Genomic DNA, 3,485 nt, shown 5'->3' on the forward strand with positions numbered 1-3,485 from the left:
AGAAGTCGAAAGACGTACTTTTTACTCTACTTGACTGAATTGCTTGTTATCAATTTATTGATAGCAAGGCAATTCTTCCGATTAGCTTGTCATTCATGCGACATAACTTAGACAGAAGTCAAAAGGCTGTTTGGGGTTGTATGGTTAAGTGACGAAGCGTATACGGTGGATGCCTTGGCAGTTAGAGGCGATGAAGGACGTGTAAGTCTGCGAAAAGCTGTGGTGAGCCGACAAAATGCATTTGAGCCACAGATGTCCGAATGGGGAAACCCACCTGTTTACAGGTATCGTTACGTGAATACATAGCGTAACGAGGCGAACGAGGGGAACTGAAACATCTAAGTACCCTTAGGAAAAGAAATCAATTGAGATTCCCCTAGTAGCGGCGAGCGAACGGGGAACAGCCCTTAAGCTGTATTGAATGTAGTGGAATCCTTTGGGAAGAGGAGCGATACAAGGTGATAGCCCTGTACACGACGCAATCTTTACAGTGAAATCGAGTAGGTCGGGACACGTGTTATCTTGACTGAATATGGGGGGACCATCCTCCAAGGCTAAATACTCCTAACTGACCGATAGTGAACCAGTACCGTGAGGGAAAGGCGAAAAGAACCCCTGTGAGGGGAGTGAAATAGAACCTGAAACCGTATACGTACAAGCAGTGGGAGCACCTTCGTGGTGTGACTGCGTACCTTTTGTATAATGGGTCAGCGACTTATATTTAGTAGCGAGGTTAAGTGAATAACGGAGCCGTAGCGAAAGCGAGTGTTAACTGCGCGTTTAGTTGCTAGGTATAGACCCGAAACCCGGTGATCTAGCCATGGGCAGGTTGAAGGTTGAGTAACATCAACTGGAGGACCGAACCCACTAACGTTGAAAAGTTAGGGGATGACCTGTGGCTGGGGGTGAAAGGCCAATCAAACCGGGAGATAGCTGGTTCTCCCCGAAATCTATTTAGGTAGAGCCTCGGACGAATTCCATTGGGGGTAGAGCACTGTTAAGGCTAGGGGGTCATCCCGACTTACCAACCCTTTGCAAACTCCGAATACCAATGAGAACTATCCGGGAGACACACGGCGGGTGCTAACGTCCGTCGTGGAGAGGGAAACAACCCAGACCGCCAGCTAAGGTCCCAAAATATTGCTAAGTGGGAAACGATGTGGGAAGGCACAGACAGCTAGGAGGTTGGCTTAGAAGCAGCCACCCTTTAAAGAAAGCGTAATAGCTCACTAGTCGAGTCGGCCTGCGCGGAAGATGTAACGGGGCTAAGCAATATACCGAAGCTGCGGCAGCAAGTTTACTTGCTGGGTAGGGGAGCGTTGTGTAAGTGGATGAAGGTGAGTTGTAAAGCTTGCTGGACATATCACAAGTGCGAATGCTGACATGAGTAACGATAATGGGAGTGAAAAACTCCCACGCCGGAAGACCAAGGTTTCCTGTCCCATGCTAATCAGGGCAGGGTAAGTCGGCCCCTAAGGCGAGGCAGAAATGCGTAGTCGATGGGAAACGGATTAATATTTCCGTACTTATATAATCAGTGATGGAGGGACGGAGAAGGCTAGGCAAGCTTGGCGTTGGTTGTCCAAGTGAAAGCGAGTAGGCCGAGAATTTAGGTAAATCCGGATTCTTAAAGCTGAGACGCGAGACGAGCTCCCAAGGGAGTGAAGTTGTTGATGCCCTGCTTCCAGGAAAAGCTTCTAAACTTATGATTATATGAACCGTACCCCAAACCGACACAGGTGGTCAGGTAGAGAATACTAAGGCGCTTGAGAGAACTCGGGTGAAGGAACTCGGCAAAATTGTACCGTAACTTCGGGAGAAGGTACGCCCCTGTTTGTGAACACTTCGCGTGGTAAGCAAATGGGGGCCGCAGTGACCAGGTGGCTGGGACTGTTTATTAAAAACACAGCACTCTGCAAACTCGTAAGAGGACGTATAGGGTGTGACACCTGCCCGGTGCCGGAAGGTTAATTGATGGGGTTAGTTTTCGGACGAAGCTCTTGATCGAAGCCCCGGTAAACGGCGGCCGTAACTATAACGGTCCTAAGGTAGCGAAATTCCTTGTCGGGTAAGTTCCGACCTGCACGAATGGTGTAACCATGGCCACGCTGTCTCCACCCGAGACTCAGTGAAATTGAAATCGCAGTGAAGATGCTGTGTACCCGCACCTAGACGGAAAGACCCCGTGAACCTTTACTACAGCTTGGCACTGAACATTGAACCTACATGTGTAGGATAGGTGGGAGGCTTTGAAGCACAGTCGCTAGATTGTGTGGAGCCGTCCTTGAAATACCACCCTTGTATGTTTGATGTTCTAACATTGGTCCCTTATCGGGATTGTGGACAGTGTCTGGTGGGTAGTTTGACTGGGGCGGTCTCCTCCCAAATAGTAACGGAGGAGCACGAAGGTTAGCTAATCACGGTCGGACATCGTGAGGTTAGTGCAATGGCATAAGCTAGCTTAACTGCGAGACAGACACGTCGAGCAGGTACGAAAGTAGGTCATAGTGATCCGGTGGTTCTGTATGGAAGGGCCATCGCTCAACGGATAAAAGGTACTCCGGGGATAACAGGCTGATACCGCCCAAGAGTTCATATCGACGGCGGTGTTTGGCACCTCGATGTCGGCTCATCACATCCTGGGGCTGAAGTCGGTCCCAAGGGTATGGCTGTTCGCCATTTAAAGTGGTACGCGAGCTGGGTTTAGAACGTCGTGAGACAGTTCGGTCCCTATCTGGTGTGGGCGTTGGATGATTGATGGGAGCTGCTCCTAGTACGAGAGGACCGGAGTGGACGAACCGCTGGTGTTCGGGTTGTCATGCCAATGGCATTGCCCGGTAGCTATGTTCGGAACGGATAACCGCTGAAAGCATCTAAGCGGGAAGCCGGCCCAAAGATGAGTCATCCCTGACCTTTAAGGTCTGGAAGGGTTGTTATAGACGATGACGTTGATAGGCAGGGTGTGGAAGCGTTGTAAGGCGTTAAGCTAACCTGTACTAATTGCCCGAGAGGCTTAACCATACAACGCCCAAGAAGCTTTAGGCTTTTGAGTGTTGTAGACAAGCTAAGTAAGCAAGTAAGAGTAAAAAGCAGTTACTCACTGATTGAATTAATATTATCTTTCCGATTTGTTAGTTATTAAGCAACGATGATTAAATAGGCTCTAAAGAGTACTGTTGGTCCTCCTTGCGCAGAAGTCATGATAAAAAGCATCATGATTCTGCACTAAAAGTTTTTCCTGGCAGCCATAGCGATACGGTACCACCTGACTCCATTCCGAACTCAGAAGTGAAACGTATTAGCGCCGATGGTAGTGTGGGGTCTCCCCATGTGAGAGTAGGACACTGCCAGGTCCCATTAAGAAAAACCCGCCTAACGGCGGGTTTTTTGCTTTCTGCGCCAGAAAAAAATGGGGTCAGAGTCTGAGGGATCCCCACGAATTTAATTTCATGTGCCTGCGGCCCAGGCCCCGTCGACTATGGAGC

At 49.4% G+C, this 3,485-nt stretch carries 2 rRNA genes; both read left to right on the top strand.

The features are described 5' to 3' along the window. Positions 1–142 precede the first annotated feature (142 nt). Positions 143–3,021 (top strand): 23S ribosomal RNA (locus tag C6Y39_RS05275). Positions 3,022–3,237: 216 nt separating this feature from the next. After that, positions 3,238–3,353 (top strand): 5S ribosomal RNA (rrf, locus tag C6Y39_RS05280). The last annotated feature ends 132 nt before the right edge of the window (positions 3,354–3,485 follow it).

It is taken from the genome of Alteromonas gracilis (genome assembly GCF_002993325.1).
GTDB classification, from domain to species: domain Bacteria; phylum Pseudomonadota; class Gammaproteobacteria; order Enterobacterales; family Alteromonadaceae; genus Alteromonas; species Alteromonas gracilis.